This window comes from Allobosea sp. RIT-PG3_2 (assembly GCF_057321085.1).
Window position 1 is genome coordinate 169251 of the sequence record NZ_JBXWCA010000001.1, and the last position, 15318, is coordinate 184568.

Annotated in this window: 13 protein-coding genes; 3 read left to right on the plus strand and 10 right to left on the minus strand. The window is 66.8% G+C overall.

Annotated elements, in window-relative coordinates:
* Positions 1-83: 83 nt before the first annotated feature.
* Together proX and AC2FAN_RS00780 are read left to right on the plus strand one after the other, a co-directional pair.
* On the plus strand, positions 84-1118 hold the full coding sequence (gene proX, locus AC2FAN_RS00775; protein ID WP_485172360.1) for a glycine betaine/L-proline ABC transporter substrate-binding protein ProX: 1035 nt from the start codon (positions 84-86) through the stop codon (positions 1116-1118).
* Positions 1119-1222: 104 nt separating this feature from the next.
* Complete coding sequence (locus AC2FAN_RS00780) at positions 1223-2425, plus strand: M20 metallopeptidase family protein (protein WP_485172361.1); 1203 nt, start codon at positions 1223-1225, stop codon at positions 2423-2425.
* 37 nt (positions 2426-2462) lie between these two features.
* On the opposite strand, the gene AC2FAN_RS00785 is transcribed toward AC2FAN_RS00780, so the two are convergent.
* Entirely contained in the window at positions 2463-3794 is a 1332-nt protein-coding gene (locus AC2FAN_RS00785) for an aspartate aminotransferase family protein (protein WP_485172362.1), read from the minus strand.
* 134 nt (positions 3795-3928) lie between these two features.
* On the opposite strand from AC2FAN_RS00785, the gene AC2FAN_RS00790 reads away from it, so the two are divergent.
* Positions 3929-4720 carry an IclR family transcriptional regulator gene (locus tag AC2FAN_RS00790; RefSeq protein WP_265053306.1) on the plus strand — a complete coding sequence of 264 codons (792 nt, stop codon included), beginning with the start codon at positions 3929-3931 and terminating at the stop codon, positions 4718-4720.
* Between the two features lie 8 nt (positions 4721-4728).
* On the opposite strand, the gene AC2FAN_RS00795 is transcribed toward AC2FAN_RS00790, so the two are convergent.
* The 9 genes from AC2FAN_RS00795 to AC2FAN_RS00835 form a co-directional block, all read right to left on the minus strand.
* Complete coding sequence (locus tag AC2FAN_RS00795) at positions 4729-5676, minus strand: ABC transporter permease (RefSeq protein WP_485172363.1); 948 nt, start codon at positions 5674-5676, stop codon at positions 4729-4731.
* Positions 5673-6551 (minus strand): ABC transporter permease, encoded by an 879-nt coding sequence (locus tag AC2FAN_RS00800; protein WP_485172364.1) that lies wholly within the window; start codon positions 6549-6551, stop codon positions 5673-5675. Before AC2FAN_RS00800 ends, AC2FAN_RS00795 begins: the two co-directional genes overlap by 4 nt.
* Positions 6552-6594: 43 nt before the next feature.
* A complete protein-coding gene (locus AC2FAN_RS00805; RefSeq protein ID WP_476806660.1) occupies positions 6595-8106 on the minus strand; it encodes an ABC transporter substrate-binding protein in 1512 nt (503 codons plus the stop codon).
* 63 nt (positions 8107-8169) lie between these two features.
* A complete protein-coding gene (locus tag AC2FAN_RS00810; RefSeq protein ID WP_485172365.1) occupies positions 8170-9774 on the minus strand; it encodes a M81 family metallopeptidase in 1605 nt (534 codons plus the stop codon).
* Between the two features lie 92 nt (positions 9775-9866).
* On the minus strand, positions 9867-10889 hold the full coding sequence (locus AC2FAN_RS00815; RefSeq protein ID WP_485172366.1) for an ABC transporter ATP-binding protein: 1023 nt from the start codon (positions 10887-10889) through the stop codon (positions 9867-9869).
* On the minus strand, positions 10886-11698 hold the full coding sequence (locus tag AC2FAN_RS00820; RefSeq protein WP_485172367.1) for an ABC transporter ATP-binding protein: 813 nt from the start codon (positions 11696-11698) through the stop codon (positions 10886-10888). The genes AC2FAN_RS00815 and AC2FAN_RS00820 overlap by 4 nt, the downstream gene beginning before the upstream one ends.
* A complete protein-coding gene (locus tag AC2FAN_RS00825) occupies positions 11695-12552 on the minus strand; it encodes an ABC transporter permease (RefSeq protein WP_485172368.1) in 858 nt (285 codons plus the stop codon). The genes AC2FAN_RS00820 and AC2FAN_RS00825 overlap by 4 nt, the downstream gene beginning before the upstream one ends.
* 20 nt (positions 12553-12572) lie before the next feature.
* Positions 12573-13514, minus strand: a complete 942-nt coding sequence (locus tag AC2FAN_RS00830; protein WP_485172369.1) for an ABC transporter permease — start codon at positions 13512-13514, stop codon at positions 12573-12575.
* Positions 13515-13548: 34 nt separating this feature from the next.
* Complete coding sequence (locus AC2FAN_RS00835) at positions 13549-15141, minus strand: ABC transporter substrate-binding protein (RefSeq protein WP_476806655.1); 1593 nt, start codon at positions 15139-15141, stop codon at positions 13549-13551.
* Positions 15142-15318: the final 177 nt, after the last annotated feature.

The window sequence follows — 15318 nt, forward strand, 5'->3', positions numbered from 1 at the left end:
CTTGCTCTCCGCCTCGCGGCAGGAAGTGACGGTTGCAGCCTCCCGCTAACCTTCGACGGGAACTGAATTCGAGGAGATCGATGATGGCCGCTTTCTGGACGTGCAATGCCGGGATGATCCTGGCACTGGCCCTGGCAGGGTCATGGGCAGGCGGCGCTTCCGCCGAAACCCTGCCCGGCACGGGAAAAGCGGTGCGGATTGCGATCGGCGACACGCTGGGCGCGACGCGGATGCAGGATCACATCATTCAAACCGCCTTCCAGAAGATGGGGTACAAGCCCGTCGAGACGCAGATCAACCCGACATTGTTCTTCCAGGCGTCCGCGCTCGGCGATCTCGACATGATCTCGGGCGTCAACTTTCCGCAGCGCGAACCGCAGTTCAAGGCGGTCGAAAAGCAGCTGGCGACCATCGGCAACGGCACGATCGTCGAGGGCGGCGTCAACGGCTACCTGATCGACAAGAAGACGGCGGACGCCCTCAACATCACCCAGCTGGATCAACTCAAGGACGCCCAGATCGCCTCGAAGCTCTCCGCCGAGGGAAGGGTCAACCTGATCAACTGCGACCCCGGCTGGTCGTGCGGTGACGTGGTCGAATACCAGATCGACAAGTTCGGGCTGAAGGGCACCATCAAATCGGTGCGCGGCAAATACGAAGCGCTGATGGCCGAGGCGATCGCGCGGGTGATGCGCGGCGAGCCGACGCTCTATTACGCCTGGAGCCCGTCCTGGGTCATGGACAAGCTGGTGCCGGGCAAGGACGTCGTCTGGCTGCCGACGCCGTTCGACGCCGTGCCGCCCAACATCAAGGTCTCGGCGAGCGCCCTCGTGCCCGGCGTCAAAGGCTGCGCCGGCGGGCAGGATCCGTGCCGGATGGCACTCGGTCAGTGGAACTACATGCCGATCGCGAACAAGGACTTCCTCGCCAAGAATCCGGCGATCCAGCGCTTCCTCGAGCTGTCCCGATACCCGCGCGACACCTGGGCCAAATGGGAAGGCGCCATCGCCCTCGACAGCTCGCCGCGCGCCATCAGGGCGGCTGCCGAGGCCTGGATCAAGGAGAACCAGTCGACCTTCGACGGCTGGATCAACGAGGCGCTGGCAGCCGCGCGCTGACAGGGACCGCATTCCGCAGTGCGATCCCGAAGCCCGCCGGCTTGTCGGCCGGCCCGGCCCTTCCCCGTGCCTTCGACGCAGCTTTTTCTCGATCGGATTCCACCATGGACCACGTCACCGACCGCAACGATATCGGCCCCGTCATCGAGGCCATCGTCCGCGAGATCGAACCGAGCCTCGTCGCGATCCGCCGCGACATCCATGCCCATCCGGAGATCGGCTTCGAGGTCGAACGCACCGCCGGCGTGGTCGCCGCCGCGCTTGAGCGACTGGGCATCGCATGCAGGACCGGCGTCGGCCGCACCGGCGTCGTCGCCGATATCGAAGGCGGGGCTCCCGGCCCGCGCCTCGTGATCCGCGCCGACATGGACGCGCTGCCGATGCAGGAGACCACCGGCCTGCCCTATGCCAGCACCGTTCCGGGCCGGATGCATGCCTGCGGCCATGATCTGCACACGGCGACGCTGATCGGCGTGGGTGCCGCCCTCAACCAGCTCTCCGGCAAGCTGAGGGGCTCGATCCGCCTCGTCTTCCAGCCGGCGGAGGAGACGATCGACAGCGGTGCCGCCGCCATGATCGCCGACGGCGTGCTGGACGGTGTCGACATGGCGCTCGGCTTCCACAACGAGCCCGGCATACCCGCTGGCCAGATCGCCTATATCCGCGGCGCGAGCTTCGCCTCCGCCGACAGTTTCCAGATCGTGGTCGAGGGTCGCTCAGGCCACGCCGCCCAGCCGCATGAAGCCGTCGATCCCATCGTGGCGGCCGGCTATCTCCTGACCCAGCTGCAGACGATCGTCTCGCGCGAGCTCAATCCGATCCGCAGCGCCGTCGTCACCGTGGGCCGCATCGAAGGCGGCGACGCCTACAACATCATCCCGGACCGCTGCACGATGGCTGGCACGGTCCGCACCCGCTCGCCCGAGGCGCGCGACACTATCGAGGCGGCGATGAAGCGCATCTGCGCCGGCGTCTCGCTCGTCCATCGCGTGGACTGCAAGATCCACTATCGCCGCAACCTGCCGCCGGTGATGAGCGACGACAAACTGCTCGACCGCACAATCGCGGCGGTGAGACTGCAGGGGGGTGACGCCATCGAAGTCGAGGGCGGGTTCGGCGCCGAGGATTTCGCCTTCTTCTCAGAGCGGGTGCCGTCCTCGCATATCCGCATCGGCTCCGGACAAGCAGGCCGTCAGGACCGCGTCCACAACTCGAACTACCAGCCCGACGAGTCCTGTATTGCCGAAGGCGTGCGGGTGCTCGTCCGATCCGCCATCGAAATGCTCAACGGACGACCGGCGGTGTAGCATTGCGACCCGGCAGCTGGCCGACAGCGCCCCGGCATCAAGCTGGATGAGGGGCAGCGACTTCGCGCGCCGCCGTCCGAACCGCGTCCAAGGTTCGATCGACGATCGCTGCGTCATGCTCCGACGAAACGAACCAGGCGCCGCGTTCCAGCACGCGAACGCCGCGCTTGAGCAGCGCATGGGCGAAGCGGCTGTAGGCCGCCTTGTCCGAGCGGGCGACATCGCGATAGTTCCGCGCCGGCGCATCGAGTCCAAAGGCGACATGGAACATCAGCGGGAAGCCCGCGACCTGCGCCTGGATGCCCTCCTCGGCCAGGATCTTGCGGATGCCGTCCTGCAGGCGCTGGCCATGGGCGGAGCTGCGCTCGTAATGCTCCGGCGTCAGCGCTTTCTGGGTTGCGACCATCGCCGCCATGGCGATCGGCTGCGCATTGAAGGTGCCGCCATGCAGCACGCCATCTGCGAACAGATCGACAAGCTCCGCGCGACCGGCGATCGCCGCGACCGGAAAGCCGTTGGCGATCGCCTTCGCCATGATGGTGAGATCCGGCGTCACGCCGAAGCGCTCCTGCGCCCCGCCCCGGCCGAGGCGAAAGCCGGTGATGACCTCGTCGAAGATCAATAGCGCGCCGTGCCTGCGGCAGGCGGCGAGCGCACCCTCGAGATAGCCGGGCGCGGGCGCGATGGCACCCTGGTTGCACATCGCCGGTTCCATCAGAACGGCGGCGACGTCGCCCTTGGCCAGCCGCGCCTCCAGCGCCGCGAGGTCGTTCCAGCCGAGGATCGAGAGCCCCTCGCCCGCCTCCGGGTCCTGCCCCTTGCTGCCGATCACCGGCGTCGGCGCCTCGTCTGGCCCGGCCGCGTTCAGCCCCGGCGCCGTCGACCACAGGATGTTGTCGAACCAGCCGTGATAATGCCCCTCGAACTTGACGATGGTCCGCTTGCCTGTGGCCGCACGCACCAGCCGCATCGCCGCCTGCGCCACCTCCGAGCCGGAGGAGCCGAAGCGCAGCCGCTCCGCCGAGGGGATGCGCTCGCAGATCAGCTTGGCGGCTTCATATTCGATCGGCGCCTGCCCGGCGAAGAGGATGCCCTTCTCCGCCTGACGCTGGGCCGCCTCGATCACGGCCTTGGGCGAGTGGCCAAGCACGGTCGCGCCCATGCCGCAGTAATAATCGATGATCCGATTGCCATCGACATCGATCAGATAGGCGCCCTCGCCGCGCTCGAAGACGAGCGGCCCCGGTGCCATGCCGAGCCGGAAATTGCTGTTCACGCCACCCGCGACGAAACGGGCGTTCGCCGCGACCTGGCGGGCCGATTCCTCGAAGCGCAGTGTCTCGGACTGCTGTGTGCCGTTGCCTGCCACGTGCGTTGCCTCCGCTGCTATTGCCCCGACCAGACCAGACCCTCCGCACCGCGTAAAGGAACGCTGGTTTCGTCTTGCGGAATTCCGCGGGGCTGGGTATGCGGAGCTGATCGAGCTGGACGACCGGAGCGGCCATGACCAGGAAACCCGACAACCCCTACGTCGTGCAGCCGGTGATGAAGGCGCTGAAGGTGCTGGAACTGGTGGCCCGCCACGGGCACGAGATCGCGCTCACAGCCGTCAGCAAGGAGCTGCGGATTCCGAAGACGACCACCTTCCGCTATCTGCAGACGCTCACCGCCGCCGGCTTTCTCGACCACAACCGAGCCACCGACCGCTACAATCTCGGCCCCCAGCTGCGCGCCATCGCCCGTGCCGATGCCAGCGTCAGCAAGGTCCGCGAGCTTGCGCGCCCGGCCATGATCGAGCTGATGCACGAGTTCAACGAGACGGTGAACCTGGCCGTGAAGGGCAACGGCACGGTCGTCTATATCGACCTGATCGAGGCCAATCGTTCGCTGCGGATGCAGGCGCGCATCGGAGAAAGCCATCCGATGCATTCGACCGCGCTCGGCAAGGCGATCCTGGCCTTCCTCCCCGAAGCCGAGCGTCAGCGCCAGCTCGACCTGCCCCTGACAGAGCGCACCGGGCGCACGCTGCTCGAACGCGAGGAGATCGAACGCCAGCTCCGTCAGGTGGCGCGGACCGGCTATGCCACCGAGATGGGCGAGAACGAGGACGGGGCCATGTGTGTCGGCGTGCCGATCCTCGACGAGGACGGCTATCCCGTCGCGGCGCTCAGCGTCTCCGCCCCCCTGATGCGCATGCCGCATTCGCTGGCGGCGAAGGTCGGGACGCGTCTGCGCGAGGTTGCGGCCGGCATCTCGACCCGGCTCGGTTCGCATCCGCCGGCCGCTGCGCGCTGAAGCCCCGCTCATCGGTATTCGATCCGAGGGTCGATCCAGGCATAGAGCACGTCAACCGTGAGGTTGATCAGCATATAGGCGATCAGGATCACCAGGATGCAGCCCTGGATCAGTGGATAGTCGCGCGTGCTGATCGCCTGGATCAGCAGGCGCCCCAGCCCCGGATAGGTGAAGACCGCCTCCGTCACCACCGCCCCGCCGATGAAATTCGCCATCATCAAGCCGACGATGGTGACGAAGGGCAAAAGCGCATTGCGCATGATGTGCAGGCCTACGATGCGGTTTTCCGGCACGCCCTTGGCGCGGGCGGTCCGGACATAGTCGGCCCGCGCCTCGCCGATCAAGGAAGCCCGCAGGAAGCGCGCCAGGATGCCCGAGACATAGGTGCCGAGCGTGATCGCCGGCAGCGCCAGGCTGCGCAGCGCGTCAGCCGGAGACTCCCAGAGCGGCACATGGCGCGAGGCCGAGGGCAGCCAGCGCAATTCCACCGCGAAGAGCAGGATCAGCAGGATGCCGAGCCAGAAGGTCGGCACGCCCAGCGCCAGCGCGCTCCAGCCGCTGAGCAGCCGGTCGAGCCAGGAATTCGGCCGGACCGCGCTCGCGATCGCCACGGGGATGCCGATCGCCAGAGCCACGACGATCGCCGCCAGCGCCAATTGCAGCGTCGCCGGCAGCCGCTCCCCGATCAATTGCAGCACCGGTTGGCGGCTATGCAGCGACAGGCCGAAATCGCCGGTCAGCGCCCGGCCGAGCCAGTCGAGATACTGCACGACCATCGGGCGGTCGAGCCCGTAGCGCTGGATGGCCGCAGCGATCTCCTCCGGCCCCGCATTCTCTCCGACGATGACCGCGACCGGCCCGCCTGGCACCGCATAAATCATCGCGAAGATCGCAAACGAGGCGGCCAGCAGCACGGGCAGCATCTGCAGGAGGCGGCGCAGGATATAGGCCGTCATCGCCTGGCCCCGATCTTCTCGCCGGAGGCGTCGGTCTCGTTGCGGTCGAGCAGCGAGGTCAGGGCCCGGCCGATCGTGTCGAAGGACAGGATCGTCAGTGTCAGGACGAGGCCGGGCAGCACCGCATAGGTGGGAGCCTCGTAGAGATAGGACTTGCCGGTGCGCAGCATCTCGCCCCAGCTCGGTGTTGGCGGCGGCACGCCGACTCCGAGGAAGGCGAGCGCCGCCTCGAGCAGGATCGCGATCGAGGCGAGCACGATCGCCTGAACTACCAATGGGCTCAAGGCGTTGGGCAGGATCGTTCGGAACATGATGTAGCCGGGGCGCCCGCCGAAGCCGCGCACCGCCATGACGAAATCGAGCTGGCGCAGTGCCATGACCTGCGCCCGCGCGATGCGCGCGAAACCGGGAATGCCGGCGACGCCGACCGCGATCAGCGCCGCCCCCTGGCTGCGTCCGAGCACCGCGATCAGCGCCATGGCGAAGAGGATGTTCGGCAGGGCGAGCAGCACGTCGATGCAGCGCATCAGGAGCGAGTCCCGCCAGTCGCCGTAGAAGCCGGCGATGAGCCCGACGGGCACGCCGATCAGCGCCGCGATGAGGACCGCGCCGAAGGCCGTGACCAGCGAGGTTCGCGCGCCATAGACGACGCGGGCGAGAATATCCCGGCCGAGTTCGTCGGTGCCGAACCAGTATTCCGGCGAAGGCGGCTGCAGCGAATCCGCGATGCTCTGCCTCAGCGGGTCAAGCGGCAGCATGCCCGCGAAGATCGCCGTGAGCGCGACCAGGGCGAGGAAGGCGAGGCTCAGCGCCGCGCCACGCCGGGCCAGCAGCCGGCGCAGCACGCGCCCGAGCGAGGCCAGGCTCTCCCGCATCAGGCGGCGCCGATGAGGCGCCGCCGCGTTTCCGCCAGCCGCATCACTTGAACCCGATGGTGCGCGCGACGAACAGGTTGTCGATGTCGAGCGTAACCCCGCCGATCTTCTCCGAGGCGGCGATCAGGCCGACATCGTAGGAGTTGGTCGGGATCGCGAAAGCCTCGTCCACCATGACCCGGTTGAGGTTGTCGTAGGCGGCCTTGACCTCGGCCTCTCCGCCCGCGGCACCGTCGACCTTGGCGATCGCGGCGACATAGTCCGGGTGCGGGTGCGGGTCCTTGAGGACCGGGTTCTGCGACGTCCGGTAGATCGAGTTGGTCGTGACCCGCGACGGGAACTTCTGGACGTTGCCGACAGCGCCGAAAGTCGCGGCGAAATCGCCGCCGAGCAGCGCCGTGACGTATTCCGCGCCCTGCCGCATATCGAGTTCGATCGGGATGCCGGCCTTGGCGAGCGAGCCCTGGACGATCTGGCTGATCGTCACGGAAGCCTCGTTGCTGCCGTCCACCAGGATCTTCCAGCCCTTCATCTCGTCCGCCGAAAGACCGGAGGCCGCGAGCAGCTTCTTCGCCTTGTCGAGATCGAAGGAGTAGGTCTTGATGTAGCTGGCATCGAAGGCCGGGCTCGCCGGCGCCCAGGGCAAGGCGACCACCTGCCCCATGCCGGCATAACCGACGCGCAGGATGCTGCCGCGGTCCATCAGATAATTGAAGGCCTGCCGGAACGACTTGTTGCGGAAGGGACCGCGCGTCGAGTTGATCCGGAAGACCTGGACGAGCTGGCCGGGGCCGGCGAAGACCTGATAGCCGGCGCCCTTGAGCCTGACCGCGCTGCGCGAAGAGCCGTTGTAGACGATGTCGACGGCGCCCGACTCCAGCGCCGCGGTCGCCGCCGCATCCTCGCTGAAGACGGTGAAGACGAGGTCCTGCGCGATCGGCTGCTTCTCGCGCCAGTATTTCGGGTTGGCCTTGAGAACGAGCCCCTGCCCGACCGCACGGCTCACCAGCGTGTACGGGCCGGTGCCGGCCGGAACTGTCTCGACCGTGTCGATGCCTTTTGGGTCAATCGGGATCAGGAACTGCAGGAGGTCTAGAATCTGCCGGTCCGGCACCGGCGCCTTGAAGTTGATCGTGACCGTGCGCTCGTCCGGCGCCGACCAATCCTTCACGATCGCCATGGTCGAAAAGACGTTCTTGCCGCGCTTGGGATCGGCGCCCTTCTGCAGGGTGGCGACCACGGAGTCGGACTTGAACGGCGTGCCGCTATGGAAGGTCACGCCGTCGCGCAGCTTCAGCGTCACCGAGGTCTTGTCCGGCGCGATTATCCACCCGGTCGCCAGGCTCGGCTCCGGCTTCCCCTCCGGCGTGTACTCGATCAGGCTGTCGTAGAGGTTCTTGATGACATGGAAATTGACCGTGGAGAGCTGCTGCGGATCATAGTTCGCCAGCTCGTTCAGCACGGCGACACGCAGAGTGCCGCCCTTGAGCTGCTGGGCGGAAGCCGGCAAGGCCGCCAGCAGCGGGGCCGCCCCCGCAAGGGCAAGGCCGGTCATGCAGATTTGACGTCGCGACAGCTTTGTCATCGCTTTCCCCTCTTGTTGTGCTTCGGTTTCGCGTCAGCTCGTCCCCGCTCCCGGCTGGGACGAATGCGCCCGCCAGTCGCTTATTGTCTCCAACGGATAGACCGGGCGCGGAATCCGCTGCCACGGCAGGGTGAACACATCCGACTGTCCCGGCCCGCGCGTGTCGGCGCGCACGAGCCCGGAGGCGATACGGTCGAAATACTGGAAGTTCGAGGCCGTCTTGAGCACGGCCATCTTGTAGTCCGAGAGGTCGATGCCGAAGGCCTCGTAAACGTCAGGCACATTGCCCGCGACGCCGCGCAATTCCGAGATCAGGAGCGTCACCGGCCCGACATCGAAGACGGCGACCCGGCCCATGTCGACTTCCGGCTGATGATTGAAGTTCAGTGGGATCGACCCGCCTCCGAGCTTCCGCACCCTGCCCGTCACCGTCAGCGGCTTGAAGAAGGCGGTCGCCGCATCGCCGCCGAGCGGCAGGGTCACCTCGGCGCCCTCGCCCGCCGCGGTCAGCGTCGCGACGGCCTTGGGCGAGATCAGCGGGATCAGCGCCTTGCTCCTGATGCCGAGCCGCAGCATCGCTTCCAGCAGCAGGTTGCTGTCGCCGGCCGCGCCGCCGAAGACGGTGTCGCCGGTGTCGCTCAGCACGACCATGCCGCGCTCGGCCGCATCGGCCTTGCGTACGGCGTCATCAATGGAGATCGCTTCACGAATCTGGAAGTCGTCGCGCATCGACCAGGCGAGATCGGCAAGCTCGTCCGCCAGCGTCTCGGCCAAAGCCTTATCGCCATCGGTGACGACGATGGTCGACCATCCGCCCTCGGCGACATCGAGCCAAGGCTGCATCGGATAGTTCGAGGCCTGCAGCACGCGGCGGTCGGCCTCCAGTGCCCGCGCCCGGTCGAACCAGATCTTCATCGGCCCCTTCGAGGTCAGGAACTGCTCCTGATGCGAAAGCAGCGGGATCTTGCGCCAGGCCATGACGGGTTTGAGCTTGCCGGTCAGGATGCGCAGCAGCACCTCGGTCCCGACCTTGCCGGTGTCGAACACGTCATGCGGCTGGGTGCGGTGGCCCACGATAGCCGTGCAATTGGCCATAATCTTCTGCGTGATATTGGCGTGATGATCGAGCCCGAGCATGATCGGCACGCCCGGCCCGAGGATCTGGCGGCAAAGCTCCGCCTGTTCACCCTCGACATCGTCCACCCCCTCCGCCGCGCAGGCGCCGTGCAGGTGCAGCACCAGCCCGTCGATCGGCCCGACATTCTCCAGGCCGGCCCGGATCTTCGCCTGGAAGAAGTCGAAGGCCTCGCGCGAAATACGTCCGCCGGCCACCGCCCAGGCCCGGATGATCGGGACCGTCTCGATATCGAGCCCGGATTCGCGGATCGCGGCGAAATGCCCGCCGATCTGTCCGATCTCGCCGAAGTGCCGGGCGATGTCCTCGCCTTCATAGAGGCCGAACGCCTCGAAATCGTCGAGCGTGGTCAGCACCGGATTGAAGTCGTTCGTTTCCTGAACGATGTGGATCAACGCCAGACGCACAGCGACCTCCCGGATAGCGGCTTCGAGCGCCCGGGCCACGCCGGGCGAACGGCTTGTCAGAAGCTTGCAGGCATCGGCTGCGCCGGTCCCGGCCACGAAGCAGACGACCCCGCGAAATCTTCGAAAAGCGTAGGTGCGGCAACTATTTCACGTCAAGGATTCAACGTTCCATCTGAAGGAACATGACGTCAGGCGACGGCCTGTGCTCTCGCCGCCGGCCAGTAGCGGCAGGAGACGCCATGCCCTTCCGAGACCTCGTGCCATTCGGGCGTGCCGGCGCGGCTGTGATCGACCCCGCGGCTGTGATCGACCCCGTGGACGCAGCCACCACCATCGCCATCGAGGAAGCGCAGATCCGGCGGGGCCCGCCTCAGACGCTCGCGCTGAAGGGCAGGATCGGGCACCGGCACGGCGTCGAGCAGCAATCGCGTATAGGGATGAGCCGGGCTGTCATACACTTGGCCCGCGCTGCCCATCTCGACGATGCGCCCGCGGAACATCACGGCGACCCGATGCGCCATCTCCCTGACGATGGCGAGGTCGTGCGCGATGAAGAGATAGGACAGCCCCAGCTTCTCCTGCAGCGATTGCAGGAGCGCGACGATCTGCGCCTGCGTGCGCACGTCGAGTGCCGAGACCGGCTCGTCGCAGACGACGAAATCCGGATTGACCGCCAGCGCCCGCGCGATGACGACACGCTGCCGCTGCCCGCCGGAGAATTCGTGCGGATAGCGCCGCACCATCGCCGGATCGAGGTTCACCAGTTCCAGCAACTCCGCGACCCGCGCGCGCATCTGGTGCGCCGGCACGCTGCGGTGGACCTGCAGGGGTTCGCTGAGGATCTGGCCGATGGTCATGCGCGGATGCAGGCTCGAATAGGGGTTCTGCAGGACGAACTGCATGTGCCGGCGCATCCGGCGCAGTTCGCCGGCGCGCATCGTGGTCAACTCCTGCCCGAGCAGCCTGACCGAGCCCCCGCTCGCCTTCTGGAGTTGCAGGATGGCGCGGCCTGCCGTCGTCTTGCCTGAGCCGGACTGGCCGACGAGACCGAGCGTCTGCCCCGGCGCGATATCGAAGGAGAGGCGCTCCACGGCGGTGACCGGCGCCGCGCCGCGCCGTCCCGGAAACTGCACAGAGAGGTCGCGGACTTGCAGCACGGGCTCGATCGAGAGCTCCCCAGCCAGGTCGCGAAGCCCGGGTGCCGCGGTCATCGGACCGCCCTCGCATCCTGCAGGCGCGGCACGGCATCGAGCAGAGCCCGGGTATAGGCGTGCTGCGGCGCTGCAAAGATCTCGTCCACCGGTCCGGCCTCGACGATCTCGCCGCGGTACATCACGTTGACGCGGTCGACCATGCCCGCAACGACCCCGAAATCATGGGTGATCAGCATGAGCGCCATGCCGCGCTCTTCCCTGAGGCGCAGCAAGATCCGCAGGATCTGCGCCTGCACGGTGACGTCGAGCGCCGTGGTCGGCTCGTCGGCGATAAGCAAGTCTGGCTCGCAGGAGATCGCGATTGCGATCAGCACGCGCTGGCGCTGCCCGCCCGAGAACTGATGCGGAAAATCGTCGATGCGACCAGCCGGATCGGGAATGCCGACGAGATCGAGCAGTTCGACGCTGCGCTCGCGCGCTGCCTTGCCCGACAAGCCGAGATGGCGGCGCAGCATGTCGCCCATCTGCGCGCCGATGCTCATCACCGGGTTGAGCGAGGTCATAGGGTCCTGGAAGACCATGGCGATGCGCCGGCCGCGCAAATCGCGCATCTCCTCCTCGCCCAGCCCGAGAAGCTCCTGCCCCCAGAACGCGACCGAGCCGCCGAGCCCGATCGAGGCACCCTCGGGTGCCAGCCGCATCAGGGCCTTGGCGGTGACGCTCTTGCCGCAGCCAGATTCGCCGACGAAGCCGACCGCCTCGTCGGCGTTGATGTCGAAGGAGATGCCGCGCACGGCCTGTATGATCTCGCGCCGTGTCGTTACCGTCGCGGTCAGGTCGCGCACCCGGAGAAGCGGCCCTTTCATCGCACGCTCCCCACGTCGAGCACTTCACGCAGGCCGTTGGCGATGATGATGAAGGTCAGCGTCGCGAAGACGATCGCGGCGGCAGGGCCGACCACCGTCAGCGGCGCCAGCTCCATGAACTGCCGCGCTTCCGAGAGCATGCCGCCCCAGTTCGGATCGGGAGGCGGCGGGCCGAGCCCCAGGAAGGAGAGCGCCGTCACCGTGAAGATCGTCTGCGACAAGGTCAGGCTCGTCGCGACGAGGATGGGCGAGACCACGATGGGCAGGATATGGCGCAGCACCAGCCTTATCTCGCTCATGCCGACGCTGCGCGCCGCCTCGACATGGTCCCATTGCTTGACGCTGAGCACCGGCGCCCGCACCACCCGCGCCATCGCCGGCGTGTAGACGATGGCTATGGTCAGGATCAGGTTCGGCACCGTTGGCCCGAGTGCGGCGACGACAGCGATTGCCAGAAGCAGCACCGGAAAGGCGAAGACGACATCGAGCAGGCGCATGACGATCTCGTCGACGAACCCGCCGAGATAGCCGGCAGCGAGCCCCAAGATCAGCCCTGCCACCAGCGCGATGAACACCGCCGTCACCGTGATGAGCAGCGTCGTACGCCCGCCGACGATCAGGCGGCTCAGGACGTCGCGCCCGATCGAATCCGTGCCGAGCCAGTGGGCGGCGCTCGCCGGAGCGAGCGAATCCGGCGAGGTCACGGAGGGAGCATAGGGCGCGACCAGCGGCGCGAAGACGGTGACGATCAGCATTGCCCCCAGCATGGCCAGCCCCAGGCCGAGCAGCAGCCAGCCCTGTGTGATCCCGGCCGCCTTGCGTTCGCTTGGAGGGGCCGCCGTGGCGGCCGGCATGTTCTCCTGCACGGCGCCGCTCACATCTGAACCCGCGCATCGACCCGCGCATAGGCGATGTCGATCATGGTGTTGACCAGGACGACGATGCCGGCTGCGACCAGTACGATTGCCTGGATAACCGGATAGTCGCGGCTGTTGATTGAATCGAAGAGGTACTGGCCCATTCCCGGAATGGCGAAGATGGTTTCGACCAGAATACTGCCGCCGAGCAGCGCCGCGATCTTGAGGCCTGCGGCGGTGATGACCGGCGTCAGCGCGTTGCGCATCAGGTAATCGCGCAGGATCGCGCCGGGTCTCAGCCCCTTGGCGCGGGCGACCATGACGAAGTCCTGATTGGCGACCTCGAGCACGGCGGCGCGCGTGTTCTCGGCGATCGTCACCGAGACGGCGAGCGCCAGCGCGAAGGCAGGCAGCAGCATGCTGCAGAGATTGGCGAGCGGGTTTTCGAGAAAGGGCGTGTAGCCGAGCACCGTGATCTCGGGGAAGTAGAGGCCGAAGAGGAGCACGATCAAGGTTGCGACGACATAGTTCGGCACCGCCAGCATCAGCCCGTTCCAGAGCCGGACCAGCCAATCGACCGCGCCGCGCAGCCGCGCCGCAGCCAGCCCTGTGGCGATGCCCATCACGACGGCCATGATCGCGGCGATCAACGTGAGCTGGACGGTAACGGCGAGCCGATCGAGCAGCTCGCCCAGCACCGGCCGGCGCGTCACGAAGGAGATGCCAAGATCGCCGGTGAGCGCAGCCCCGAGCCATGACAGATATTGTTGCATCAGCGGTTGGTCGAGCCCGAGATCGCGGCGGATCGTCGCCAGTACATCCGGCGCCACGCTCTGCGAACCGGCCGCCGCGATGGCAAAATCCCCCGGAATCGCGCGCATCAGCGTGAAAGCGATGATGGAGACGCCGAGCAGGATCGCCGCCATCCAGGCAAGGCGCCCGAGGACGAAACGCGTCATCGGCATGCCTCCGCCGCGAGGCGGCAGGCAGAGCCTACTTCTTCAGCCATGTCGTGCGCACGAAGGAGCGGATGTTCGCCGCCAGCGGCACATAGCCCTGGACATAGTTCCACCAGATCTCCCAGCGCAGCGGGTATTGGTAGACCTGGATGACATAAGCGTTGTCGGCGATGCGCCGCTGGATCTCGAGATTCTTTCCTGCGCGCTTGCCCGTGTCGAGTTCGGCCCGCGCCTCGGCGATCATCTTGTCGAGCTCGGGATCGTTCGAGCCCATCGCCTTGCCGTAGCCGCTGGTCGAGGTGATGTACTGGAACACCCCGTCGGGATCGGGCGTCCAGGACAGCGCGACGGAAAGCAGAGTCGGCCAGTCGCCGCTCGCCCATTTGGCGAGGAGCGGCGCGGTCTCCATCGGCACCAGCTTCACGGTGATCCCGGCCGTCTGCCATTGCTGCTGCAGGATCTGCGCGCAGGCGACGTCAAGCGGATTGGCGGCGACGACGATATAGTCCCCGAGATCGATGCCGCCGGGATAGCCGGCTTCGGCGAGAAGCGCCTTCGCCGCCGCCGGATCGTGCTTGTAATAGGGCAGCTCGCCCGCTCCGTCATAGCCGCCGACCTGGCTTTCCGGGATCATCGCGCCGACCTTGCCGGAGCCGCCGAGCACGGTGTCGAGGCAGGCCTTGCGGTCCGTTGCCAGGCTGAGCGCGCGACGGACCTTCACGTCGTTCAGGGGCTTTGCCTTCATGTTCAGCCAGATCGGGAAGGTGCGCGAGGTCTGGCCGGGCGCCGAGACGAAATTCGGCGAAGCGCGCGAGATGGCGGTCGCCACCTTCGGGTCCTTCACCCAGGTCATGTCGATGGCGCGGGAGCGCAGCGCCGAGGTCAGCGTCGCCTGATCCTTGTAGAACTTGAACACCACCTTCGCGAGATGGGGCTCGCCCTTCTCGTAATAGCCATCGAAGCGCGCCAGCGAGAATTGCTGGTTCGGCTGATAGGCCTCGAAGGCAAAAGGCCCGGTGCCGACCGGCTGGGTGACGAGGTTTTCGACTCCGGCCGGGACGATCGCGCCATTGGGGTTGCTGGCGAGATTGCTGAGGAAGGCCGCATCGGTCGCGTTGAGCTGAAACCTGACCGTCAAGGGATCAACCACCGTCACCGACTCGATGCTGGAATACAAAGCGCGCAGGCGGCTGCCTGTGGCCGGGTTCATGATCCGGTCGAAGGTGTGCTTCACGTCCTCGGCGCTGAAGCCCTTGCCGTTATGGAACTTCACACCCTGCCTGAGCTTGAAGACGTAAGTCTTTGGATCTGGCTGCTCATAGCCCGTCGCCAGATCGGGCTCGACCTTCATCTGGGCGTTCCAGCGCAGCAGGCCGGTATAGAGCAGACTGGTGAAGTCGTAGGACGAGAAGGCGTTGACCGTGACCGGGTCGAGTCCGATCGGATCGGCATCGGCGCCGATCGTCAGCGTGCCGCCCGCGGCCGGGGTCTGGCCGTGCGCCAACGCGCTCCAGAGGGCGGGCGTGGCAAAGGCCGCGCTACCGGCTGTCAACAGCTGCAGCAGACTGCGTCGCGACGGCGCGTGCTCGCCTTCGCCATCGACCCCGAGGAATGACGGTGCGGTCACGAACGATCCTCCCACAATGACGCTCGCCGGCGCATCCGGCCCGATCCTTGCCTGCTGCCCGAAGGGTTGGGCGGCATCGTCGGGTTCCTGATCTCGATGCTTTGGCCGCCTTACCGTTTGGATTGGTGACGGCCTTCCCGCTCTCGAACGCAGGCTAGGAAGCGCCCGAATTCGCGT

What these genes read in the sequence shown, in the direction of transcription:
- AC2FAN_RS00820 (WP_485172367.1), bottom strand. Translation starts at nt 11,698, where the DNA reads ATGAAAGGGCCGCTTCTCCGGGTGCGCGACCTGACCGCGACGGTAACG.
- AC2FAN_RS00830 (WP_485172369.1), bottom strand. Translation starts at nt 13,514, where the DNA reads ATGACGCGTTTCGTCCTCGGGCGCCTTGCCTGGATGGCGGCGATCCTG.
- AC2FAN_RS00795 (WP_485172363.1), bottom strand. Translation starts at nt 5,676, where the DNA reads ATGACGGCCTATATCCTGCGCCGCCTCCTGCAGATGCTGCCCGTGCTG.
- AC2FAN_RS00790 (WP_265053306.1), top strand. Translation starts at nt 3,929, where the DNA reads ATGACCAGGAAACCCGACAACCCCTACGTCGTGCAGCCGGTGATGAAG.
- AC2FAN_RS00815 (WP_485172366.1), bottom strand. Translation starts at nt 10,889, where the DNA reads ATGACCGCGGCACCCGGGCTTCGCGACCTGGCTGGGGAGCTCTCGATC.
- AC2FAN_RS00800 (WP_485172364.1), bottom strand. Translation starts at nt 6,551, where the DNA reads ATGCGGGAGAGCCTGGCCTCGCTCGGGCGCGTGCTGCGCCGGCTGCTG.
- AC2FAN_RS00805 (WP_476806660.1), bottom strand. Translation starts at nt 8,106, where the DNA reads ATGACCGGCCTTGCCCTTGCGGGGGCGGCCCCGCTGCTGGCGGCCTTG.
- AC2FAN_RS00825 (WP_485172368.1), bottom strand. Translation starts at nt 12,552, where the DNA reads ATGCCGGCCGCCACGGCGGCCCCTCCAAGCGAACGCAAGGCGGCCGGG.
- proX (WP_485172360.1), top strand. Translation starts at nt 84, where the DNA reads ATGGCCGCTTTCTGGACGTGCAATGCCGGGATGATCCTGGCACTGGCC.
- AC2FAN_RS00780 (WP_485172361.1), top strand. Translation starts at nt 1,223, where the DNA reads ATGGACCACGTCACCGACCGCAACGATATCGGCCCCGTCATCGAGGCC.